This is a genomic window from Rathayibacter sp. AY1E3 (assembly GCF_002932235.1).
In the GTDB taxonomy this organism is placed as follows: domain Bacteria; phylum Actinomycetota; class Actinomycetes; order Actinomycetales; family Microbacteriaceae; genus Rathayibacter.
The window spans coordinates 34,723-55,702 of record NZ_PSVN01000011.1 but is presented as its reverse complement, the minus strand read 5'-3'; the positions used below and the strand labels follow the sequence as shown (position 1 = coordinate 55,702).

Sequence of the window (20,980 nt, the reverse complement as noted above, 5' to 3'; positions counted from 1 at the left end):
AAAGGACTCCGTGCACTCCCGAACCACCGCCTCCACCGTCCTCCTGGGCGCTCTCGCGCTGGGCCTGGCCGCCTGCTCGACCGATGCCTCCGCGCCGGCCGCGGACGACACGGGCTCCGGCCACGGCGCCGTCGCGAACGCCGCCGAGCTCGCCGAGCCGCGCCTGGGGCTGACGTCGATCGACCCGTCGGGCGCCGTGTCGCACCTCGACCTCCTCGACGAGACGGTCACCGGCCTCGGCACCATCGGCGCACCGAGCGCGATGACGACCGACGGCCGCTACCTCTTCGCCCAGACCGATGCGGGCGTCGAGATCGTCGACAGCGGCGTGTGGACCTGGGACCACGTGGACCACTTCCACTACTACCGCGCGGACCCCCGCCTGATCGGCACGGTCGAGGGCTCCGGGACGGCCGTCGTCGCCACGACGAACCTCTCGACCACCGGCGGAACCGGACTCTTCTTCCCCGACTCCGGCGAGGCGGTCCTCCTCGACACCGAGGCGCTGTCGAAGGGGGCGATCGTCGAGCGGTTCCGGAAGGACGTCGAGCCCGGACCCGGGATGGTCGTGCCCGTCGGCTCGTCCGCTCTGGTGACCGAGGGGTCCGGATCCGGAGCGGCCGTCGCCGGCTACGACTCGGACGGCGAGCCGACGGGCCTCCGCGAGGCCTGCCCCGACCCCGCCGGGACGATCACCACCCGCGTCGGCGCCGTCATCGGCTGCTCCGACGGCGCACTCCTGGCGTCGATCGAGGACGAGGAGCTCATCGTCGAGCGGATCCCCTACCCCGCCGGCACCACCGCGCCACCCGCCGCCTCCTTCGACAACCGCGAGGGCCGCCCCACGGTCGCCGGCCTCGCCGGGGACGCGGGCATCTGGCTCCTCGACACCCGGGAGCGCTCCTGGAGCCTCCTCCCCTCTCCCGCCCCGCTGGCGCAGGTCACCGCGGTGGACGACGCGGACGAGACCGTCCTCGCCCTCGCCGCCGACGGCCGCGTGCTGGTGCTCGACGGCTCCGACGGTGCGGTCCTCGCCGAGACCGCGCCCCTCGTCGCGGACACGACCGCGGACGGCTCGCGGCCCGTCCTGATCGCCGACCAGCAGCGGGCCTACCTCAGCGCGCCCGCCGAGCGGAAGCTGCACGAGATCGACTACGCGGACGGCGCGCGCCTCGCCCGCACCTTCGAGACCGCCACCGAGCCGGCCTTCACGGCGGAGACGGGCCGATGAGGCGCCGCTGGGCCGTCGCGTCCGCCGCGGCGGTCCTGCTCCTGTCGGGCTGCACGTCCGCGGAGGAGGACGAGAGGCCCCTCGTCATCGTCTCCACCAACATCCTCGGCGACGTCGTTGGCGAGCTCGTCGGCGACGAGGCGCAGGTCGTCACGCTGATGAAGCCCGACGCCGACCCGCACTCCTTCGAGATCTCGGCGCAGGAGGCGGCGCGCCTGCGCTCCGCCGACCTCGTCGTCTCGAACGGCCTCGGACTCGAGGAGGGCCTGCAGCAGCACCTCGACGAGGCCTCCGGTGAGGACGTCCCCGCGTTCGTCGCCGGCGACGCCGTTGACGTCCTCGACTACAGCGAGGGCGACGCGGAGGGGAGCCCGGACTCGCACTTCTGGACGGACCCCGGCCGGATGATCGACGTCGTCGACTCCCTCGGGCCCGTGCTCGCCGCGCTCGACGGCGTCGATCCGGCCGCCGTCCGGGACCGGACGGCCGGCTACCGCGCCGAGCTCGAGCGGCTCGACTCCGAGATGGCCGCGGCGTTCGCCGCGATCCCCGCCGAGCGCCGCGCCCTCGTCACCAACCACCACGTCTTCGGGTACCTCGCCGACCGCTTCGACTTCGACGTCGTCGGCGCCGTCATCCCGGGAGGCACGACCCTCGCGGCGCCGTCCGCCTCCGACCTCGCCGATCTCGTCGACGCGGTCGAGCAGACCGGCGTCCCCACGATCTTCGCGGAGTCCTCGTCTCCCGACCGCCTGGTCCAGGCGCTGGCGAGCGAGGCCGACATCCGCGTGGAGGTGGTCGAGCTGTTCACGGAGTCCCTGACGGGGCCCGAGGGCGGCGCTCCCGACTACCTCGCCATGATGCGCGTCAACACGCAGCGCATCGCCACCGGGCTCTCCCCGTGAGCCCTCCGATCCACCACCAGGAAGAAGAAGCACCCATGCAGAATCCCCACGTCCGGCGGGCGGGCCTCGGCCTGATCGCCGCCTGCTCGATCACGGTCCTCGCGGCCTGCTCGTCGAGCTCGACCCCGGCCGCCGAGTCCTCCGCGTCCACCGCGCCGGCCACCGAGGCCGCGGCGGCCGCCGGCGCCCGCGTCGCCGTCGCCTACGAGGGCGGCATCCTCGTCCTCGACGGCGAGACCCTCGAGACCGTCGCGGACCTGGACTCCGAGGAGTTCACCCGCCTCAACCCCGCCGGCGACGACCGCCACGTCCTGGTCACCATGAGCGAGGGGTTCCAGCTCCTCGACACCGCCGCCGGCACCGGCGGCGAGCCGGAGCTGACGGACATCGTCTTCCCCGCGGACACTCCGGGCCACGTCGTCCGGCACGCCGGGAAGACCGTCCTCTATGCCGACGGCACGAGCGACACGACCGTCCTCGAGACCGCCGACCTGGCGTCCTCGGACGGGATGCCCGAGACCGAGACCATCCCGGGAGTCGAGGCGCACCACGGCGTCTCGATCGTCCTCGAGGACGGCACCTTCCTCACCACGGTCGGTGACGCCGACGGGCGCACCGGCATCGAGGTGCGCGACGCCTCCGGCGCCGTGACGGCCACGAACGACCAGTGCCCCGGTGTCCACGGAGAGGGCACGGCCGAGAACGAGGTCGTCGTCTTCGGCTGCGAGAACGGCGCCCTGGTCTACGACGGCGGCGAGATCACGAAGCTCGAGGCGCCGGACCAGCCGTACGGCCGCATGGGCAACGCCTGGGTCAGCGAGACCAGCCCGATCATCGTCGGCGACTACAAGGACGACCGCGACGCCGAGGGCTACCTCCTGCACCGCGTGGCGCTGATCGACACCGAGGCGAAGACCCTCGACGTCGTCGACCTGCCCGAGGGCGTCGAGTACACCTTCCGCGGCGTCGCCCGCGGCCCCGACGATCTGGCGTACATGATCGCCTCGGACGGCGCTATCCACGTGCTCGACCCCGAGACCGGCGAGCTGACCGCCTCCTACCCCGTCGTCGACGCCTGGGAGAGCCCGGTCGAGTGGCAGGACCCGCACCCCGCTATCACGGTCGCCGGGGACATCGCCTACGTGACCGACCCTGCCGCCGACAGCATCCACGCCGTCGACCTCACCACGGGAGAGGTCGTCGCCACGGGCGAGCTCGACGTCACACCGAACGAGATCGCCGTCGCCGCGAGCTGACCATCGGCACGGAGGAGGGGCGCGGGGCCGTGGGCTCCGTGCCCCTCCTGTTCACCTGGAGGGGCCAGGATCTCCGCATGACGACCGACTTCGATCTCGACCAGGTGGTGCGCGACGTGACCGCGAACGTGCGCAAGAAGTTCCCCGACCACTCCGAGGAGCAGGTCGCGCCGCTCGTGCGCGAGGAGCTCGCGGACCTGCAGGACCGGCCCGTGCAGGACTACCTGACGGTGCTCACGGAGCGAGCGGTCAAGCGCCGCCTCAAGCGCGAGGCGCGCGGGGAGTAGACCGGGTCAGGCGAGCGCCCGCTCGATCGACGCCCGCAGCGCCGGAGCCGGCCGGAGCGCACCCGCCTCCTCCGCTTCGAGGAGCGCCTGCGCGTCCGCCGGGCTGTGCTCGCGGTACCAGCGGTCGACCGGGACGCCGTGCCCGGGCCGGCTCAGGACCTCGACGGCGTCGCCCGCCTCCACCGATCCGCGGTGCAGCACCCGCAGGTACGCGCCGGTGCGCCCCTCGTCGGCGAAGCGCTTCACCCACTGCGGCTCTCCGAGGGCCCGCTGGAACGTCGCGCACGGCGTCCGCGGCATCGTCACCTCGACCTCGACCGCCTCGCCGATCCGCCAGCGCTCGCCGATCGCGGCTCCGCTCACGTCGAGGCCCGCGATCCGCAGGTTCTCGCCGAACATCCCCGCGGCAACCGGCCGCCCCAGGCGCTCCGCCCACCAAAGCGCGTCCTCGTCGGAGTAGGCGTAGAGCGCCTTGTCGAGGCCGCCGTGGTGCGCGCGATCGGCCTGCACGTCGCCGTAGAGGCCCAGGTCGCGCACTCCGACGGGACCCTCGACCGGCCGCTTGTCGATCGCGGTCACGCCGACCGTGCCGGAGTCGGGCAGGAGGCGGGCGACGCGGCACACGGCGAGCAGGCGGGGCATGCCGCCATGGTGCCAGCACTAGGCTCGCCGCGTGCGCGACGCGACCGCTCCTTTCCGGCTCGACCCCCTCCTCCTCGACGGCCTCGCCGAGGGGTACGCCGGGGACACGGGCGCCCGGGAGCACGCCGAAGGGCTGCGCTTCGCCGGCACCGACCTCACCGGCGCCGATCTCACCGCGGCCTCCTTCAGCGAGTGCGCGCTGGAGGGAGTGGTCCTGGACGGCGCCCAGCTGCGGGCCGCGTCGATCGCGGAGTCGCGGCTCGAGCGGCTGGACGTCCCCGGGCTCTCGGCGCCGCGGAGCCGGCTCCGATCCGTCGAGCTGCTCGCCTCGCGGCTGGGCTCGGCCGAGCTCTACGAGAGCACCTGGGAGCAGGTGCGCGTGGCCGACTGCAAGCTCGGCTACCTGAACCTCCGCGGCGCCGCGGTGCGCGACGTGCTGCTCGAGCGCTGCACGATCGACGAGCTCGACCTGGCGGGTGCGACCGGCACGCGGCTGCGCCTGGTCGACTGCGACGTCCGCTCCCTCGATCTCTCCCGGGCCCGGATCGAGCACCTCGATCTGCGCGGCGCCGAGCTGCACGTGCTCACCGGGCTGGACGGCCTCCGCGGCGCCACCCTCTCCGAGCTGCAGCTCAGCCTCCTGCTGCCGCTGTTCGCGGAGCACTTCGGGGTGCGGGTCGGCTGAGCCGCCGGTCCGCCTAGCGCCGGCGGGCGATCAGCCGCGTCAGAGCGCGGCGGCCGAGGAGGAACACGGCCAGCACGACGGCCGTCACGATCACGAAGCTCCACTGCACGCCCTGCCCGGAGGCGATCCGCAGGAGCATCCCGCCCGCGACGGTCACCGCCCAGACGACGAGCCCGGCGGGCACGATCCGGTCCGGGGAGCGCCACGAGCGCGTGACGACCCAGCCGAGCAGGAGCGCCGCCAGGAACGGCCAGAGCGTGGTGAGCAGGCCGATCAGCGCCGACCCCTCGTCGTGGCTCCCGCGGCCGATCAGCACGAAGACCAGGACGAGCACGGCGTCGAGGGCGAGGCCGAGCCCCGCGTGCCGGGTCATGCGGGCTCCGTCACGAAGTCGATGAGCTGCTCGACCCGGCCCAGCAGCGCCGGCTCCAGGTCCTGGAAGGTGCGCACCCGGCCGAGGATGCGCTGCCAGGCGCGCGCGATGTCGGCCTGCTCCTCGTGCGGCCAGCCGAGCGCCTCGCAGATCCCGTGCTTCCACTCGGTTCCGCGAGGGATCTCGGGCCAGCGCTCCAGGCCGATCCGGCCGGGCTTCACGGCCTGCCAGACGTCGATGTAGGGGTGGCCGACGACGAGGACGTGGGCGCCGTGCGGACCGGCGGCGACCTGCTCGGCGATCCGCGACTCCTTCGAGCCGCGCACCAGGTGGTCGACGAGCACGCCGATGCGGCGCCCCGGACCGGGCCGGAACTCTCGCACCAGCTCGTCGAGGTTGTCGACGCCCTCGATGTACTCGACGACGACGCCCTCGACCCGCAGGTCGTGGCCCCAGACCTTCTCGACCAGCTCGGCGTCGTGCCGGCCCTCGACGTAGATGCGGCTGGGCAGGGCGACCCGCGCCTTCGCGTCGGCGACGTGGAAGGAGCCGGAGGCGGAGCGCGCGCGACCGAGGCCGGCGTCGCGCTTCAGCCCGGGCGCCTTCAGCGACACGGGCTTCCCCTCGAGGAGGAACCCGGGCCCCAGCGGGAACACGCGGACCTTGCCGAACCGGTCCTCCAGCCGCACCATCCGCAGCTCCACGCCGAGCACGGCACCCACGAAGCCGGAGGCGACCTCCTCGACCACCAGATCGCGCTCGGCCTCGACCACCGCCACCTCGACCCTGCCGCGGGCGCGCCAGTCGCCGGCGAGCACGTCCTGCCCGTACCTGTCCTCGTCCATCGCACCGAGGGTAGCCGGAGGCGCGCGGGGCGCCGCGCGGACACGGCGCATGCACCTCTGCTTACATGAGCAGATGACCGAGGACCTCGAACCCGCCGCCGAGCTCTTCAAGGTGCTGTCCTCCTCCTCCCGGCTGCGCCTGCTCCGGGCCCTCGCCGAGGAGACGTCGACGGTCGGGCGGCTGGCCGAGGTGACCGGGCTCTCGCAGCCGCTGGTCTCGCAGCACCTTCGGATGCTCCGCACCGCCGGGCTGGTCGCGGTCGAGCGCGTGGGCCGCGAGGCGCACTACTCCGTCGCCGACACCCACGTCACGCACATCGTCGACGACGCTGTCCGGCACGCCCTGGAGGGGTGACCTCCGTCCCTGTCGGGAACGATGATCGCTCTCGATTAGGCGCATCCATTGCAATGCGTTTATGGATCTGGTCGAATGGAGCCCGTCGCGTCCGCGGCCCCCGCATCCGGAAAGGCAGCACAATGAGCACCACCGATCTCCACGCCGAGCACCCCGTCACCGAGCACGAGCACGGCGAGGGCTGCGGCCACCCGGCCGTGCAGCACGAGGACCACGTCGACTACGTCCACGGCACGCACCACCACGCCCTGCACGGCGACCACTACGACGAGCACGAGTCGGAGGCCGAGCACTCGACCGCCGACCACGAGCACGGCGACGCCTGCGGGCACGAGACCGTGCAGCACGACGACCACGTCGACTTCGTCCACGACGGCCACAAGCACGCCGCTCACTCCGGCCACTACGACGAGCACTGAGGCCGTGCGCGGCGGGAGGGCTCGCACCCTCCGGTCGGCGCTCAGCCCTGACGGGCCTTGAAGCGCGGGTTCAGCTTGTTGATCACGAAGACGCGGCCCCGGCGGCGGACGACCTGCGATCCGGGCTGTGCCTTCATCGACCTGAGGGAGTTGCGGACCTTCACGGATGCTCCTGTCGTTAATGAGAACTGTTATCGATAGAGTAGCGGTCCATGGAGCCCCAGCACCCCGCACCCCCCGTCCTCGCCGTCACCCTCGTCAGCGCGACCGACCCCCGGGACGCCGGGCGGACCGCCGCGCTCCTCGCCGGCAGGCCCGAGTCCCGGATCGCCTTCGAGGTCGATCCGCCCGGCGCCGACGGTCCCGCTCTCGCCGAGGAGCTCCACCGGCGCCTCGCGGCCGACGCCGACGACGGCCACCGCGGTCACACGGTCGTCGCCCTCGATGGCCAGGCCGACCCGCTCGAGATCGGACTCGTGCTCGAGCACCTCTGCGCGCAGCGGCATCCCGCCGACACCCGCATCGCGATCCTCGACGTGGTCGCCGTGACGTCGACGGAGGAGATCCTGCGCGTGCTCTGCGGCGGCGCGGGCCCCTCCTTCGACTCGGCGGAGCGCCTCGCCGCCCGCCTGGAGTTCTCGAGCCTCATCGCCCTCGCCGAGCCCCTCTCCGAGAGCGACCCCGAGCGGACCGCGCTCGTCCGCGACATCCTGCGAGCGCTCGCCCCCTCCGCCGACCTCGTCCCCGCCGGTGAGCTCCCGGCGGCGCCACGGAGGCTCCACCCCCGGCGCGCGCACGCGATCGCCTCCTCGATGGGCTGGCAGTGCGCCCTCAACGGGACCTCGCGGCGCCGCGCCTCGGGCACGACCGTCGAGGAGTTCGTGTTCCGCGATCCGCTGCCCTTCCACCCCGGCCGCCTGAGCACGGCGGTCCACGGGGAGCTGGTGGCGGAGAAGGTGGGCCGCATCCTCCGCTCCCGCGGCCTGGTGCGCCTGGCGACGCGCGCCGACCGGGTCGGCTCGTGGTCGGTCGCCGGCGACGTGCTGACGCTGGACCCGACCAGCCTGCTCAGCTGGGACGAGGACGCGCCTCTCGGCCAGGAGCTCGCCTTCTTCGGGACGGGCCTGGACACCGGGAGGCTGACCGCCGTCCTGCAGAGCTGCCTGCTCACCCCCGAGGAGCTGCTGGCCGGCCCCGCCGCCTGGGCGGAGTACGCGGACCCGTTCCCGCGCTGGGTGGACGAGCACCGGAACTGAACCGAGCGCCCTCCGTCGCGCGGGACTCGACGAGAGCGACCCGCCGAGGACACCATTAGGCGAATGGTCCTCCGAACGCGCCATCGGACTTCTGGAACCCGCCCGATCATTGATGATCTGCGATAACCCTGCAATTGTGACTGGTGTCAAAGATGACGTTGAGAGAAAGAGATGTTCTTGCCAGGCACCAGAAGATCGGTTCGAGCGCTGCTCATGGGCACCGTACTTGCTTTCACTTCACTGGTCGCGACACCTGCGACGGCCGATCCGGGAGTCGCCACAGCGACCCGAACAGCAGAATCGACAATGCAATCTTTCGGCTTGCTCACGCCTATCGCCGCCTCCAGTGAACGCGCCGCTCGACTAAGCTCCGAATCAGAGCACCTGGAGCCGAGCGGCTCCCTCTCGACGAAGTCCGGCCTCACGGTCGAATACAGGAACCACAGCGTCGTCATCACTCCAGGAACCGCTGTCCGATCGGCGAGCGTCGGGCCTTCAGGCGCGCTCGTCTACAACATGAGCGACTCCTACGATTACGCGTTCACAGGGGCAGGCCATGTTCTCAATGCGGGCTTTGCTCTCATCAAGGACCAGGCAGCCCCATCTGATTACAGATTCGACGTGACCGTGGATGGAGAACCCGCCATCCTTGAGTTCATCGACCACTCGGTTGCGGTGAAGGATTCACACTGACGGACCGTCAACTTCATAAATCCGGCCTGGGCCTCAGATTCCACCGGCGCTCCTGTCAGGACCAGTTTCTCGATCGACGGCGGCACGCTGGTGCAGAGAGTGCATCACACGGGCGCATCCTATCCCGTGGTCGCCGACCCCAGCCTCGCCTGTGACATCGCATTCTGTACAATCATGCTTAACAGAACCGAGACGAAAACCGCGTCGCAATCTACCGCAGCAGCGGCAGGATTACTGTGCGGATCAATGACGGCCGCATTCGCCCCCCTCGGAGCGGTGTGCGGCGCTTACGGCGCCGTATTCCACGTCGCCGCAGTTCAAGCGAACAACTCTGGCCAGTGCCTCGGCGCACGCTACCTCACTATAGGTGGCTCTCTGCACCCGGTCATCCAGCGCTGTTAGAGCGCGCGAAGAACAGCGAAGGAGATTCAATGGCCTCTGATCACGATCTCAGTCGGGCGATGCGCCGAGAATTGCGCAATCCCATCCTTGGAGGATTGGCGCTTCTGCTGTTCGGCGGTACAGCGGTTCTATTGCTTCTGTTCTGGTTCACCGATGCACGCGCCGCTCTCACGCCCTTCGTCGGGCCTGGAACGGGACTGGTCCTCACTGCTTTTACCGTGGAGGTAGCTCGACGCGCTAGGAGGCGCATGCGCGCGGAGGAGCGGGAGAGCTGACCTCGGAGCCTCGATCGACGGAGATTCTCGTCGCGCCATTGAGCGGCGAAAATCTCCGTCGCCGGTGGAGGACATTCCGTGTCTGACCAGCCCGGCCGGTATACGCCAACCGGAGTCGAACGATCGGACTATCCAATTTGGGATGCAACCGACATCTACGGCAAACGAAGAGTGATCGACGGAGGGGACGCAGCGCGGCCGTCCACCGTGCGGAGACGACGGGCGACCGCAGCGCCGACGGGCTCCGGGACGCACGGAGCCGACCGTGCGCCGGGAGTGTGACGCGCGGAGGCTCCCTCCGGGCGGCGGGTGAGTAGGCTGACCGGACAGCACGTGCTCCGGGGTCGGTGGGAATTCCGAACCGGCGGTCACAGTCCGCGAGCCGCAGCCCCTCGAGAGGGGCGGCGGTTGACCTGGTGGAACTCCAGGACCGACGGTGAAAGTCCGGAGGAGAGGCAGCACGAGCGTCGCGCATCACCGCGCGATGCTGAGCGACGGTGCCCGCGCACCGTCGATCGAGACCCCGGAGTTCGGCGACGAACGGAAGAACCGGGAATGACGATCGACTACGAGCACGCGATGCGCCGGGCGCTGGCGCTCGCCGAGCGCGGGCCCGCCCGCGGACCCAACCCGCGCGTGGGCTGCGTGATCCTCGCGCCCTACGGCACCGTCCTCGGCGAGGGCTGGCACCACGGAGCCGGCACCGCGCACGCCGAGGTCGACGCCCTGTCGCACGTCGCGGCGGGCGCCGCCGAGGGCGCGACGGCCGTCGTCTCGCTCGAGCCGTGCGACCACACAGGGCGCACGGGTCCCTGCAGCGGCGCCCTGATCGAGGCGGGCGTCTCCCGCGTCGTCTACGCCGTGCCGGACCCGGGCGAGCGCTCGGCCGGCGGCGGTCGCACCCTCCGCGAGGCCGGCGTCGAGGTGATCGAGGGCGTGCTCGCCGAGGAGGGAGAGCAGTTCCTCCACCCGTGGCTCACCGCGACCCGCCTGCACCGCCCCTTCGTCACGCTCAAGTGGGCCTCGACCCTCGACGGCCGCACCGCGGCGGCGGACGGCAGCAGCCGCTGGATCACCGGAGCGGCGGCCCGGCAGCGCGTGCACGAGCAGCGTGCCGCGCACGACGCGATCCTCGTCGGCACCGGGACCGTCCTCGCCGACGATCCCGCGCTCACCGCCCGCGGCGACGGAGGCGAGCTCCTCGCCCACCAGCCGGTGCCCGTCGTCGTCGGCACGCGCCCCGTGCCGCCGGGCGCCCGCCTGCACGAGCACCCCCGCGCCGTCGTGGTCGAGCGCACCCGCGACCTCGCCGCGGTCCTCGCGCACCTCTACTCCGCCGAGATCCGCAGCGTCTACGTCGAGGCCGGACCGACCCTCGCCTCCGCGCTCGTCGCCGCCGGACTGGTCGACGAGTACCTCGTGTTCCTCGCGCCCGCGCTCCTCGGCGGCCCCCGCCTCGCGCTCGGCGACCTCGGCGTGGAGAGCATCGGCGGGGCCCGGCGCCTCTCCCTCCGCTCGGTCGAGATCCTCGGCGACGACCTCCTCGTGACCGCGCGCCCCGACGTCCTCCCCGCGGGCGGTGCCGGCACCCCGGCCCGCCTCCCCCACGCCCTGCAGATGGAGACCCACTGATGTTCACCGGAATCATCGAGGAGAAGGGCGTCGTGACCGCTGTCGAGGCGGGCGCCGACGCGATCCGCCTCAGCATCCGCGGGCCCCTCGCCGTCGAGGGCGTGCGGCACGGCGACTCGATCGCGGTCTCGGGCGTCTGCCTCACCGTGGTCGACCACACCGACCAGGGCTTCACCGCCGATGTCATGGCGCAGACCCTGCGGATGTCGACCCTCGACACCGTGGGCGTCGGCGACCCTGTGAACCTCGAGCGCGCCGCGCTGGTCGGCGACCGGCTCGGCGGCCACATCGTCCAGGGCCACATCGACGGCACGGCGACGCTGCTCGCGATCGCACCGGGCGAGGCCTGGCGGGTGCTGCGGTTCTCGCTGCCGACCGGCATCGCTCCGCTCGTCGTCGACAAGGGCTCGATCGCGGTGGACGGCGTCTCGCTGACCGTCTCGGCGATCAGCCCCGCCGCCGAGCCGGAGCAGTGGTTCGAGGTCTCGCTGATCCCCGAGACGCTCGCCGTCACCACGCTGGGCGCGCGCGCGATCGGCGATCAGGTCAACATCGAGACCGACGTCCTGGCCCGCCACGTCGAGCGGATGCTCGCGCTGCGCTCGATCGCGGAGGCCCGCTCATGAGCCTCGCCACCATCCCCGAGGCCGTCGAGGCGCTGCGCGCCGGGCGCCCGATCATCGTCGCGGACGACGAGGGCCGCGAGAACGAGGGCGACGTCATCGTCTCGGCCCAGCTCGCCAGCCAGGAGACGATCGCCTGGATGGTCCGCCACTCCTCCGGGTTCATCTGCGCGCCGATGACCAACGAGATCGCCGACCGCCTCGCCCTGCCGCTGATGGTGGTCGAGAACGAGGACCCGCGCGGCACCGCCTACACGCTGTCCGTCGACGCGGCCGACCGGCTCTCCACCGGCATCAGCGCCTCCGACCGCGCGCACACCCTCCGCGTGCTGGCCGACCCCGGGGCGACCCCCTCCCGCCTGAACCGCCCCGGCCACATCCTGCCGCTGCGCGCCGTCGACGGCGGCGTGCGCGAGCGCGACGGGCACACGGAGGCGGCGGTCGACCTGATGAAGCTCGCCGGCCTGTACCCCGTGGGCGCGATCTCCGAGATCGTCGCCGAGGACGGCGAGATGATGCGGCTGCCCGGCCTGATCGCCTTGGGCGAGCGCGAGGGCGTGCCGGTGACCACGGTCGCGGCCCTCATCGCGTACCTGCAGGAGTTCCACTGCGACGCGGAGGTGCCCGTCACGGTCGCGGTTCCGGAGAGCGCGCGGGTGAGCTTCGAGGTCGAGACCACGGTGCCGACCACCCACGGCCCGTTCCGGATCCGCGCCTACCGCGACCGGCAGACCGGAGCGGATCACGTCGCGATCCTCGCGGGAGAGGTCGCCGCGGGGCGGCCCGCCCTGGTGCGCGTGCACTCCGAGTGCCTGACCGGCGAGGCGTTCGGCTCGCTGAAGTGCGAGTGCGGGCCCCAGCTCGACGCCGCCCTCGACACGATCCAGCGGGACGGCGGCGTCGTCGTCTACCTCCGCGGTCACGAGGGCCGGGGCATCGGCCTGATCAACAAGCTGCGCGCCTACCGCCTGCAGGAGGACGGCCTCGACACCCTCGACGCGAACCTCGCCCTCGGGCTCCCCGCCGACGCGCGGGACTACGGAGCGGCGGTCGGGATCCTCGAGGACCTCGGCCTCACCGAGGTGCGCCTGCTCACCAACAACCCCGAGAAGGTCCGCCAGCTCACCGACCGCGGCATCGTCGTCGCCGAGCGCGTGCCGCTCGTCGTCGGAGTCGGCGCCTTCAACGAGGGCTACCTCGAGACCAAGCGCGACCGCATGGGCCACACCCTCGACAGCGTCCTCGACCACGACCCCCTCGACGCCGGGATCTCCGGCCTCGCCCTCGACGCCGGGATCGCCGGCGCCACCACGAAGGAGTAGCAATGGCCGGTAGCGGCGCCCCCACCACCTCCCCTCTCGACGGCGCGGGACTGCGCGTCGTCGTCATCGCGGGCACCTGGCACGAGCAGATCAGCGACGGCCTGATCGCCGGAGCGAGCCGAGCCCTCGACGAGGCCGGAGCGTCCTGGTCGCTCGTGCGCGTGCCCGGCTCGTTCGAGCTGCCCGTCGCCTCGAAGGCGGCCCTGGAGGCGGGGGCCGACGCGGTCGTCGCCCTCGGCGTGATCATCCGCGGCGGCACCCCGCACTTCGAGTACGTCTCGGACGCCGCCACCTCCGGGCTCACCACCGTCTCGATCCTGACGGGCAAGCCGGTCGGCTTCGGCGTGCTCACCCTCGACACCGAGCAGCAGGGCATCGATCGCGCGGGCCTTCCCGGCTCGAAGGAGGACAAGGGGCGCGAGGCGGCCGAGGCGGCGGTCTCGACCGCTCTGCTCCTCCGCTCGCTGCGCAGCTGAACCACTGCGGGCGGCCCCCGTCCTGGGGCCGCCCGCACACGAACCTGGGAGAACACGGAGTAAAGTGGTCGGGTCGTCACGAGCGACCCCTCTCTCCTCCCCCTCGCCCCAGCGGTCCGCGACGCCCGATCGACGCCCCGCCCCGCCGGCTCAGGGGGAGTCGCCGTCCACACGGAGCCCCTCCCTCATGTCCTCTCCCGCCGTCTCCGACGCGCCAGCAGCCGCCCCGCAGAACTCCCGCGGCCGCGTCATCCTCGCCAGCCTCATCGGCACCTCGATCGAGTTCTACGACTTCTACGCCTACGCGACCGCCGCCGTCCTGGTCTTCCCGTCGCTCTTCTTCGTCAACGAGGACCCGGCCACGGCCCTCCTCGCCTCCTTCGCCGTCTTCGGCGTCGCGTTCATCGCGCGCCCGATCGGGTCGATCATCTTCGGCCACTTCGGCGACCGCGTCGGCCGCAAGGGCACCCTCGTCGCCTCGCTGCTCACCATGGGCGTCGCGACCTTCCTGATCGGCTGCCTGCCCACCGCGCTCACGCCCGGCTGGGAGTTCCTCGCTCCGTTCCTGCTCGTCGTGATGCGCTTCTGCCAGGGCCTCGGCCTCGGCGGCGAGTGGTCCGGAGCCGCGCTGCTCGCGACCGAGAACGCACCGGCCGGCAAGCGCGCCATCTACGGCACCTTCCCGCAGCTGGGCGCACCGATCGGCTTCATCGTCGCCAACGTCCTGTTCCTGGTGCTCGCGAGCACGATGAGCGACGAGACATTCGCGGCCTGGGGCTGGCGCGTGCCGTTCCTGGCGAGCGCCGTGCTCGTGATCATCGGGCTCTACGTGCGGTTCAAGCTCGTCGAGACGCCCGCGTTCCAGAAGGTCGTCGAGAAGGGCGAGGTCGCCAAGCTGCCCCTCGCCCGCGTCTTCGTCACCAGCTGGCGCCCGCTCATCCTGGGCACCTTCATCATGCTGGCGACCTACGTGCTCTTCTACCTCATGACCACGTTCACGCTGACTTACGGCACCTCGCCCGTCGACGGCGCGGTTCCGGGCCTCGGCTACACGCGCAACGACTTCCTCGTCATGCTGATCGTCGGCGTCGTGTTCTTCGGGATCTTCACGCTCGTCTCCGGCCCGCTCGCGGAGCGCTTCGGCCGCCGGCGCACGCTGCTCGTGGTGACCGCGGCGATCCTCGTCTTCGGCCTGCTCTTCGTGCCCCTGTTCAGCGCCGGCTTCGCGGGCGTCATGGCGGTCCTGATCCTCGGCTTCACGCTGATGGGCCTGACCTTCGGCCCGATGGGCGCCGTCCTCCCCGAGCTGTTCCCGACCAACGTCCGCTACACCGGCTCGGCGATGGCGTACAACCTCGCATCGATCCTCGGAGCGGCCCTCGCGCCGATCATCGCGGTCGCGCTGTGGAGGGCGGCGGGCGGCAGCACCGTGCTGGTCGGCCTCTACCTCAGCGCAGCGGCCGTGCTGACGCTGATCGCGCTCCTGCTCTCCAAGGAGACGAAGAACGCGTCGTACCACGACAACGTCTCGTAGGACTCCCTGCAGAGGACGGCCCGACGGGATCCCCCGGCGGGCCGTCCGCGTCTCCGCTCCCTCCCTGAGCACCGGGCCCGCCCTCTGGCGGCCTGCTCGCAGCGACGACGGGGCAGAATGGACGGCGATGAGCACCACCACCTCCCGGCGCGGCGGACGACGACCCTCCCGCGACGACGGACCCCGCGCCTCCTTCTCGCAGCTCGTGCCCTACCTGCTCGAGCACCGCGGCATCCTCTCGGTCGTCGTGGTCCTCAGTCTGTTCGGAGCGGCGGCGAGCCTCGGCCAGCCCCTGCTCGTCGGCCAGGTCATCACCCGGGTCCAGTCCGGTCTCGATCTCGGCCCGCTGGTGTGGGCCCTCGTCGGCCTGGTCGTGGCCTCCGGGCTCATCTCGGGCTTCGCGCACTACCTGCTCCAGCGCACCGGCGAGGGGATCGTGCTCTCGAGCCGCCGCCGCCTCGTCGCACGGCTGCTGCGCCTCCCCATCCGGGAGTTCGACGCGCGCCGCACCGGCGACCTCGTCTCGCGCGTCGGCTCCGACTCCACGCTCCTGCGCGCGGTGCTGACCCAGGGGCTCGTCGACTCGATCGCGGGCTCCCTCGTCTTCGTCGGCGCGATCATCGCGATGGCCGTCATCGACTGGGTGCTGCTGCTGATCATCGTGGCGGTGGTGGCGGTGGCCCTCGGGCTCGCGCTGACCCTCGGCCGCGGCATCCGCACCGCCAGCCGCAAGGCGCAGGAGAAGGTCGGCGATCTGGCCGCGGCCGTCGAGCGCGCCATCAGCGCCGTCCGGACGATCCGTGCCGCCGGAGCCACCGATCGCGAGATCGCGGTCGTCGACCAGCACGCGACGGAGGCGTACCGCCTCGGGATCCGCGTCGCGCACGTCTCGGCCCTCGTGGTGCCGGTGGCGGGGATCGCCATGCAGGTCGCCTTCCTCGCCGTCCTCGGCGTCGGCGGCTACCGCGTCGCGTCCGGCGCGATCGACATCGCCCAGCTGGTCTCGTTCATCCTCTTCCTCTTCATGATGGTGATGCCGCTCGGCAACTTCATCGGCGCCATCACCTCGGTGAACTCGGCGCTGGGCGCCCTCGGCCGCATCCAGGAGATCATCGATCTGCCGATCGAGGGCGACGGCGACGCCTCCGCGGGCGGCCTCGGCGCCGGCGTGGCGGAGGAGGCCATCTCCTTCGAGGACGTGGTGTTCTCCTACGAGGAGGGCGCCGTGCCCGACGCGGCGGCCGTAGCGGACGAGCGCGACCGCACCGTCCTGCGCGGCGTCTCCTTCACCGTGCCGCGCGGCAAGCGCACCGCCCTGGTAGGGCCGTCGGGAGCGGGCAAGAGCACGATCCTCGCCCTCATCGAGCGGTTCTACGACCCGGAGGCCGGCGTCGTCCGACTCGGCGGTGTCGATATCACGGCCATCGACCGCGACGCGCTCCGCGCGCAGATCGGCTACGTCGAGCAGGACGCCCCGGTCCTAGCCGGCACCATCCGCGAGAACCTCGTCCTCGGCCGCCCTGACGCCGACGACGCCGACTGCCTCCGGGTGCTCGAGGCGGTGAACCTGACCGACGTGCTCGAGCGCAACCCGCTCGGCCTGCACGCGCCGGTGGGCGAGAGCGGAGTGATGCTCTCGGGCGGTGAGCGTCAGCGCCTCGCGATCGGCCGCGCGCTCCTGGCGGCCCCGCCGATCCTGCTGCTGGACGAGTCCACGTCGAGCCTCGACGGACTCAACGAGCAGCGCCTGCGCCTGGCGATCGACGCGGTCGCCGAGAACCGGACCCTGCTGGTGATCGCGCACCGCCTGTCGACGGTGGTCGATTCCGACCGCATCGTCGTGCTGCAGAAGGGCGAGGTCGTGGGAGTCGGCACCCACTCCGAGCTCGTCGAGTCGACGCCGCTCTACCGGGACCTCGCCAAGCACCAGCTGCTCGTCTGACGGACGCCGCAGCGGCGTCTCGCGACCGCCGCTGCCTCATGCCGGTCGACCAGCCGCGCAGCGGCGTGTCGAGACGCCCGCACGTCTCGACCGGCAGCCTGCGCCCGCTCGTCCCTCAGCGCGGCGGCAGCCGCAGAGCCCCGTCGAGCCGGATGGTCTCGCCGTTGATCATGGGGTTCTCGACGATGTGCCGCACCAGGGCCGCGAACTCCTCGGGGCGTCCGAGGCGAGCCGGATGCGGCGTCGCCGAGCCGAGCGCCTCGCGGGCCCTGTCCGGCAGCCCGGCGAGCAGGGGCGTGTCGAACGTGCCCGGTGCGATCGACACCACGCGCACGAGCCGGGCCGCGAGCTCGCGCGCGAGCGGCAGGGTCATCGCCGCCACGGCTCCCTTCGACGCGGCGTAGGCCGCCTGCCCGATCTGCCCCTCGAAGGCGGCGACGGAGGCGGTCGTCACCAGGACTCCCCGCTCCCCGTCGACCGGCTCCCGCTCGGCGATCGACGCCGCGGCGAGGCGCAGCACGTTGAGCGTCCCGGTCGTGTTTATCCGCAGCACCCGCTCGAACTGCTCGAGCGGCAGCGGCCCGTCGCGTCCGAGCAGCCGCCCGGGTGTGGCCACGCCCGCACAGCTCACGGCGACGCGCAGCTCCCCCGCCGCCTCCACGGCGCTCGAGACGGCGTCCGGATCGAGGACGTCCCCGGCGATCAGCTGCACGGAGGCGGGCAGACGCGCGGCCTCCACCGCGTGCGGCAGATCGAGCACGACCACGTGCGCTCCTGCGGCGTCGAGCGCCGTCGCCGTCGCGGCTCCCAGTCCGGACGCTCCCCCCGCGATCAGCGCGGACGTCCCCTCGAGTCGCACGGTCAACCCGCCGGAGCGGGGGTGGAGTCGGCGTCGGGATCGTCGGTCGGCTCGCTGCCGGGCTCCCCCGTCGGATCACTGCTCGGCTCTCCGGACGCGAGCGCCTGCGCCGAGCAGTCGGTCAGGGTGGCGTCGTACGCGTCCCGGGCGCGCTGCGCCGCCAGGCGGACCTCCTCCTCCGCGAGCGGGCTCGCGAGCGGCGGCCGGTCGCTCAGGCCGTAGCGGGCGAGGCAGTCGCTGATCAGGCGGGTCATGCGCGCGCCGCTCTCGGGATCGGCTGTGCCGGTGGGCGCCGGGGCGGCGGTCGCGACGGAGCCGGAGTCGCGGACGGTCCCGTCCGGGACCTCCGCGGCGGGACCGGAGCAGGCGGTGAGACTCAGTGCGAGCGCGACTCCGACGAGCAGCGCGACGGGCGGGCGGAGCGTCGTGCGCAGGAGCATGGACGACCTCGTTCGTGACGGCTGCGGGCAGGAGTGCGGCCACGGTAGCGCAGTCGGTGCTTCCGGCGAGCGCTGGGCGCGCTCTCACGTCTCAGTGGCGCCCCCAACGGGGCACAGACTCGCCTCTCAGGAGGGCTCGGCGAGCGCCCACATCGCGACCGCCGACGCCGCAGCGACGTTGAGCGAGTCGATCCCGTGCCGCATCCTCATCTGGACGGCGACATCGGCGGCGGCGAGCGCTTCGGCGGTGAGACCCTGCCCCTCGGTGCCGAGCACGAGGGCGACGCGCTCCGGAGCGCGGGCGGCGAAGTCCCGCAGGGGCACCGCCTCCGGGGTCAGAGCCATCGCCGCGATCGTGAAGCCCGCTCCGCGCAGGAGCCGCTGCGTCGACGGCCAGTCGCCGACGCGCGTCCAGGGCACCTGGAGGACCGTTCCCATGCTCACGCGGATGGCGCGACGGTAGTACGGATCGGAGCAGCGCGGCGTCACCAGCACGGCATCGGCTCCGATGGCCCCGACGGAGCGGAAGATCGCGCCGACGTTGGTCGGGTCGACCACGTCCTCGAGCACGACGACGCGGCGCGCTCCCGCGAGCAGGCCGGCCGGGTCGGGCAGCACGGGCCGGTCCATCGCCGCGATCAGGCCGCGGTGCAGGGTGTACCCGGTGAGCTCGGCCAGGAGCTCACCCGGGCCCGTGAAGACGGGCACGTCGAAGCGGCCGACCAGGCGCTCGGCCTCGCCGGCCGAACCGCCGAGGGCGAGCACCGAGCGCGGCCGGTGCCCGGCGGCGATCGCGCGCTCGAGCACGAGCGCCGACTCCGCGATGTACAGGCCGTGCGGGCCGCGGGCGTTCTTCAGCGCGACGTCGGTCGCGTGCGCGTAGTCGCGCAGCCGCGGGTCGTCGAGCGCGGTGACCTCGATCCGCTCCACCGGATCAGGCGAAGGGGTCGGGGGTGAGCGTGTACTTGGTGCTGAGGTACTCGTGGATCCCCTCGAGTCCGCCCTCGCGGCCGAGGCCCGACTGCTTCACCCCGCCGAAGGGCGCCGCCGCGTTCGACACCACCCCGACGTTGAGGCCCATCATCCCGGTGGCGAGCCGCTCGATCATCCGCTGACCGCGGGCGAGATCGCGCGTGAAGACGTAGGACACCAGTCCGTACTCGGTGTCGTTGGCGAGCGCGACGGCGTCGTCCTCGTCGGTGAACGGCACGATCGCGAGGACCGGACCGAAGATCTCGGTGCGCAGGATCTCGCTCTCCCGGTCGACCGCCGCGAGCACGGTCGGCCGGTAGAAGTGGCCGGCCCCCTCGATCCGATCGCCGCCGGTGAGCAGGCGCGCGCCGCGGGAGACGGCGTCCTCCACCAGCGCGGACGCCTTCTCGACCGCGCGCTCGTCGATCAGCGGGCCGATGGTCACTCCGTCCTCGGTGCCGCGGCCGACGCGCAGAGCGCGCACGCGCTCCACGATCCGCGCGGCGAACTCCTCGGCGATCGACTCGTGCACGAAGAAGCGGTTGGCGGCCGTGCAGGCCTGGCCGATGTTGCGGAACTTCGCGAGCATCGCGCCCTCGACCGCCCGGTCGAGGTCGGCGTCCTCGAACACGACGAAGGGCGCGTTGCCGCCCAGCTCCATCGAGGTCCGCAGCACGTTCTCGGACGCCTGCTGCAGCAGCGTGCGCCCGACGGGAGTGGAGCCGGTGAAGGACACCTTCCGCAGGCGGGGATCCGACAGGATCGGAGCCGACACGGCTCCCGCCGAGGACGTGGTGACCACGTTGAGCACGCCGTCGGGGAGCCCCGCCTCGGCGAGCAGCGCCGCGAAGGCGAGCGTGGTGAGCGGAGTGAGCTCGGCCGGCTTCACGACGACGGTGCAGCCCGCCGCCAGCGCCGGAGCGATCTTCCGCGTCGCCATCGCGAGCGGGAAGTTCCAGGGGGTGATCAGGTAGCAGGGGCCCACCGGGTGCTGCGAGACGATCATCCGGCCGCTGCCCTCGGGCGAGACGCCGTAGCGTCCGCTGATGCGCACCGCCTCCTCGCTGAACCAGCGGAGGAACTCGCCGCCGTACACGACCTCGCCCCTCGCCTCCGCGACCGGCTTGCCCATCTCGAGCGCCATCAGGAGCGCGAACTCCTCGGTGCGCTCCTGCAGGAGGTCGAACGCCCGCCGGAGGATCTCGCCCCGCTTCCGCGGCGCCGTCGCGGCCCACGACGGACCGGCGGCGACGGCGGCGTCGAGCGCCCGGACCCCGTCCTCCGGAGTCGCGTCGGCGATCGAGACCAGGACCGCTCCGGTGGCCGGGTCCTCGACGTCGATCGAGCCGCCGCCGGAGGCGTCCACCCACTCACCGCCGATCAGCAGCTGCGTGGGGATGCGGGCGAGCAGAGCGGTCTCGGCGGCGCGGGACGCGACGGAATCAGTCACAGGAGGGAACCACTTCTTCGGATCGGAGCGCGCAGACCGCGCCGGGAGGAGCTTCTCGTCCTCCCAGTGTAGGACGGGCGATCGCTCCGGGGGCGGGGTCGCCGGG

The 20,980-nt window shown here is 72.4% G+C and carries 24 protein-coding genes and 1 riboswitch; of the genes, 16 read left to right on the top strand and 8 right to left on the bottom strand.

All coding sequences use genetic code 11. The annotated features are described in order from the left end of the window. The first annotated feature begins 10 nt into the window (after positions 1 to 10). From C5C53_RS10820 to C5C53_RS10805, 4 genes are all read left to right on the top strand, one after another. Positions 11 to 1,231 (top strand): ABC transporter, encoded by a 1,221-nt coding sequence (locus tag C5C53_RS10820; protein WP_104250618.1) that lies wholly within the window; start codon positions 11 to 13, stop codon positions 1,229 to 1,231. Further along, the gene (aztC, locus tag C5C53_RS10815; protein ID WP_104267523.1) at positions 1,228 to 2,136 is read left to right on the top strand and encodes a zinc ABC transporter substrate-binding protein AztC; all 909 of its coding nucleotides are present in this window, start codon (positions 1,228 to 1,230) and stop codon (positions 2,134 to 2,136) included. The genes C5C53_RS10820 and aztC overlap by 4 nt, the downstream gene beginning before the upstream one ends. A gap of 35 nt (positions 2,137 to 2,171) precedes the next feature. Continuing rightward, entirely contained in the window at positions 2,172 to 3,392 is a 1,221-nt protein-coding gene (gene aztD, locus C5C53_RS10810; protein WP_104255825.1) for a zinc metallochaperone AztD, read from the top strand. A gap of 77 nt (positions 3,393 to 3,469) precedes the next feature. Next, the gene (locus tag C5C53_RS10805; protein WP_104262881.1) at positions 3,470 to 3,679 is read left to right on the top strand and encodes a three-helix bundle dimerization domain-containing protein; all 210 of its coding nucleotides are present in this window, start codon (positions 3,470 to 3,472) and stop codon (positions 3,677 to 3,679) included. Positions 3,680 to 3,685: 6 nt separating this feature from the next. Here the strand turns inward: C5C53_RS10805 and C5C53_RS10800 are convergent, their stop codons facing one another. Then, the gene (locus C5C53_RS10800; protein ID WP_104267522.1) at positions 3,686 to 4,321 is read right to left on the bottom strand and encodes an MOSC domain-containing protein; all 636 of its coding nucleotides are present in this window, start codon (positions 4,319 to 4,321) and stop codon (positions 3,686 to 3,688) included. Between the two features lie 31 nt (positions 4,322 to 4,352). On the opposite strand from C5C53_RS10800, the gene C5C53_RS10795 reads away from it, so the two are divergent. Next, complete coding sequence (locus tag C5C53_RS10795; protein WP_104267521.1) at positions 4,353 to 5,006, top strand: pentapeptide repeat-containing protein; 654 nt, start codon at positions 4,353 to 4,355, stop codon at positions 5,004 to 5,006. 13 nt (positions 5,007 to 5,019) lie between these two features. On the opposite strand, the gene C5C53_RS10790 is transcribed toward C5C53_RS10795, so the two are convergent. After that, on the bottom strand, positions 5,020 to 5,379 hold the full coding sequence (locus C5C53_RS10790; protein WP_104233715.1) for a DUF3054 domain-containing protein: 360 nt from the start codon (positions 5,377 to 5,379) through the stop codon (positions 5,020 to 5,022). After that, on the bottom strand, positions 5,376 to 6,224 hold the full coding sequence (locus C5C53_RS10785; RefSeq protein ID WP_104226898.1) for a DUF3097 domain-containing protein: 849 nt from the start codon (positions 6,222 to 6,224) through the stop codon (positions 5,376 to 5,378). The genes C5C53_RS10790 and C5C53_RS10785 overlap by 4 nt, the downstream gene beginning before the upstream one ends. Positions 6,225 to 6,297: 73 nt before the next feature. On the opposite strand from C5C53_RS10785, the gene C5C53_RS10780 reads away from it, so the two are divergent. Both C5C53_RS10780 and C5C53_RS17465 read left to right on the top strand, forming a co-directional pair. Continuing rightward, positions 6,298 to 6,579 carry a helix-turn-helix transcriptional regulator gene (locus C5C53_RS10780; protein WP_104222235.1) on the top strand — a complete coding sequence of 94 codons (282 nt, stop codon included), beginning with the start codon at positions 6,298 to 6,300 and terminating at the stop codon, positions 6,577 to 6,579. A gap of 122 nt (positions 6,580 to 6,701) precedes the next feature. Next, entirely contained in the window at positions 6,702 to 6,998 is a 297-nt protein-coding gene (locus C5C53_RS17465; RefSeq protein ID WP_104257641.1) for a hypothetical protein, read from the top strand. A gap of 41 nt (positions 6,999 to 7,039) precedes the next feature. On the opposite strand, the gene ykgO is transcribed toward C5C53_RS17465, so the two are convergent. Further along, on the bottom strand, positions 7,040 to 7,162 hold the full coding sequence (gene ykgO, locus C5C53_RS10770) for a type B 50S ribosomal protein L36 (RefSeq protein WP_104226896.1): 123 nt from the start codon (positions 7,160 to 7,162) through the stop codon (positions 7,040 to 7,042). Between the two features lie 48 nt (positions 7,163 to 7,210). Between ykgO and C5C53_RS10765 the strand changes: the two genes are divergently transcribed. The 9 genes from C5C53_RS10765 to C5C53_RS10730 all read left to right on the top strand — a co-directional run bounded on the left by C5C53_RS10765 (position 7,211) and on the right by C5C53_RS10730 (position 17,153). Next, complete coding sequence (locus C5C53_RS10765) at positions 7,211 to 8,254, top strand: GTP-binding protein (RefSeq protein WP_104267520.1); 1,044 nt, start codon at positions 7,211 to 7,213, stop codon at positions 8,252 to 8,254. Between the two features lie 213 nt (positions 8,255 to 8,467). Next, the gene (locus tag C5C53_RS10760; RefSeq protein WP_146084667.1) at positions 8,468 to 8,947 is read left to right on the top strand and encodes a hypothetical protein; all 480 of its coding nucleotides are present in this window, start codon (positions 8,468 to 8,470) and stop codon (positions 8,945 to 8,947) included. 431 nt (positions 8,948 to 9,378) lie between these two features. Next, positions 9,379 to 9,624 (top strand): hypothetical protein, encoded by a 246-nt coding sequence (locus C5C53_RS16800; protein ID WP_146084666.1) that lies wholly within the window; start codon positions 9,379 to 9,381, stop codon positions 9,622 to 9,624. A 331-nt stretch (positions 9,625 to 9,955) separates the two neighbouring features. Beyond that, a riboswitch (FMN riboswitch) is annotated at positions 9,956 to 10,088 on the top strand. A 91-nt stretch (positions 10,089 to 10,179) separates the two neighbouring features. After that, positions 10,180 to 11,256, top strand: coding sequence for a bifunctional diaminohydroxyphosphoribosylaminopyrimidine deaminase/5-amino-6-(5-phosphoribosylamino)uracil reductase RibD (ribD, locus tag C5C53_RS10755; RefSeq protein WP_258075409.1), 1,077 nt, complete (start codon positions 10,180 to 10,182; stop codon positions 11,254 to 11,256). Beyond that, positions 11,256 to 11,882, top strand: coding sequence for a riboflavin synthase (locus C5C53_RS10750; RefSeq protein WP_104267518.1), 627 nt, complete (start codon positions 11,256 to 11,258; stop codon positions 11,880 to 11,882). Before ribD ends, C5C53_RS10750 begins: the two co-directional genes overlap by 1 nt. Continuing rightward, entirely contained in the window at positions 11,879 to 13,201 is a 1,323-nt protein-coding gene (gene ribA, locus C5C53_RS10745; RefSeq protein ID WP_104267517.1) for a GTP cyclohydrolase II, read from the top strand. The genes C5C53_RS10750 and ribA overlap by 4 nt, the downstream gene beginning before the upstream one ends. Before the next feature lie 2 nt (positions 13,202 to 13,203). Continuing rightward, positions 13,204 to 13,677, top strand: coding sequence for a 6,7-dimethyl-8-ribityllumazine synthase (gene ribH / locus C5C53_RS10740; protein WP_104250609.1), 474 nt, complete (start codon positions 13,204 to 13,206; stop codon positions 13,675 to 13,677). Positions 13,678 to 13,864: 187 nt separating this feature from the next. Then, a complete protein-coding gene (locus C5C53_RS10735) occupies positions 13,865 to 15,211 on the top strand; it encodes an MFS transporter (RefSeq protein ID WP_104222221.1) in 1,347 nt (448 codons plus the stop codon). 127 nt (positions 15,212 to 15,338) lie between these two features. After that, a complete protein-coding gene (locus C5C53_RS10730; RefSeq protein ID WP_104233721.1) occupies positions 15,339 to 17,153 on the top strand; it encodes an ABC transporter ATP-binding protein in 1,815 nt (604 codons plus the stop codon). 115 nt (positions 17,154 to 17,268) lie between these two features. On the opposite strand, the gene C5C53_RS10725 is transcribed toward C5C53_RS10730, so the two are convergent. The 4 genes from C5C53_RS10725 to C5C53_RS10710 form a co-directional block, all read right to left on the bottom strand. Continuing rightward, complete coding sequence (locus tag C5C53_RS10725) at positions 17,269 to 18,012, bottom strand: SDR family NAD(P)-dependent oxidoreductase (RefSeq protein ID WP_104267516.1); 744 nt, start codon at positions 18,010 to 18,012, stop codon at positions 17,269 to 17,271. A gap of 2 nt (positions 18,013 to 18,014) precedes the next feature. Further along, positions 18,015 to 18,452, bottom strand: a complete 438-nt coding sequence (locus tag C5C53_RS10720) for a hypothetical protein (protein WP_104227238.1) — start codon at positions 18,450 to 18,452, stop codon at positions 18,015 to 18,017. 126 nt (positions 18,453 to 18,578) lie between these two features. After that, positions 18,579 to 19,382 (bottom strand): RNA methyltransferase, encoded by an 804-nt coding sequence (locus C5C53_RS10715; protein ID WP_104267515.1) that lies wholly within the window; start codon positions 19,380 to 19,382, stop codon positions 18,579 to 18,581. Positions 19,383 to 19,386: 4 nt separating this feature from the next. Further along, positions 19,387 to 20,874 (bottom strand): NAD-dependent succinate-semialdehyde dehydrogenase, encoded by a 1,488-nt coding sequence (locus tag C5C53_RS10710; protein ID WP_104267514.1) that lies wholly within the window; start codon positions 20,872 to 20,874, stop codon positions 19,387 to 19,389. Between the last annotated feature and the right edge of the window lie 106 nt (positions 20,875 to 20,980).